Source organism: Candidatus Pelagibacter communis, assembly GCF_001179845.1.
GTDB classification, from domain to species: Bacteria; Pseudomonadota; Alphaproteobacteria; order Pelagibacterales; family Pelagibacteraceae; genus Pelagibacter; species Pelagibacter ubique_Q.
In genome coordinates this window covers 1-1,068 of the sequence record NZ_CVSB01000018.1, presented here as the reverse complement: position 1 = coordinate 1,068, position 1,068 = coordinate 1, and the positions used below count along the sequence as shown (strand labels likewise).

General features: G+C 29.1%; 2 protein-coding genes. Both read right to left on the bottom strand.

Annotated elements, in window-relative coordinates:
* Positions 1–576, bottom strand: a 576-nt coding sequence (locus AMN81_RS00855) for a Gfo/Idh/MocA family protein (RefSeq protein WP_143312050.1), incomplete at its 3' end; no start/stop codon positions are given.
* A 6-nt stretch (positions 577–582) separates the two neighbouring features.
* The coding region (locus tag AMN81_RS00850) for a thiamine pyrophosphate-dependent enzyme (RefSeq protein WP_256998200.1) at positions 583–1,068 on the bottom strand (486 nt) is incomplete at its 5' end.

Genomic DNA, 1,068 nt, shown 5'->3' with positions numbered 1-1,068 from the left:
TCCTAATAAATTCACTAAAGCTGTTAAATAATAAGGACCCATGTCAATTACTGGACCTCCCTCTTTTTTTGAAAACCATGGTTCAGGGTTTGGATGATAAGATTGCACTCCAGGAAAAGCAAAAATAGCATTACCTAAATTTATTTTTCCAATTATTTTTTTATCAACTAATTCTTTTGATTTCTGAATACCGCCACCTAAAAATGTATCTGGTGCATTGCCAATATAAAGTTTTTTCTTTTTAGCTATTTTAATTAGATCATTTCCATCTTTAAAATTAATAGCTAATGGTTTTTCTGAATAAACATGTTTATTATTTAGTAAAGCTTGCTTTGCAACTTGATAATGCGCTTTAGGAATGGTTAAATTTAAAATTATTTCAACCTCTTTATCTTTTAATAAATCTTTTACGCTTAAAGCTTGGATTTTATAAATCTTCGCACACTTAAGAGCGTTGTTATGATTGATATCTGCACACTTTACAATTTTGATATTATTAAAATATTTTTCAGCTCTAAAATAAGTTTCAGAAATATGACCACACCCTATGAGACCAACTTTAAATACTTTGTTCATACAGGTTTATACACCTTGTCTTTGTTTGCCTTTTCCCTCTTTATAAAGTTTTAAAGCCTCTTCATTTTCTTTAGTTTTAGGAATTTCTAGTGTAGGGCTATCCCAAAAAGCTGATCCCTCAACCCATTTATAAGCATGAGTTTTAATTGAAATAACGTATGTTACATCGGATGCTTTTGCTCTCTTAAATGCAGCTTCAAGATCTGAAATTGAATTAACATGTTCAGATTTAGCTCCCATACTTTCTGCATGTTTTGCAAAATCAACATCAACTAGTCCAGGAGTATTAGAGCTCTTTAATAAGTTATTATATTCTTTACCACCTTTAAATAATTGAAGTCGATTGATAACTGCAAACCCACCATTATCACAAACTATAATTATCAATTTGTTTTTTGTAATAACTGATGAATAAATATCTGTATTATTTAATAAATAAGAACCATCTCCTACAAAAGAAATTACTTCTTTATCAGGATTAGCCATTTTTAT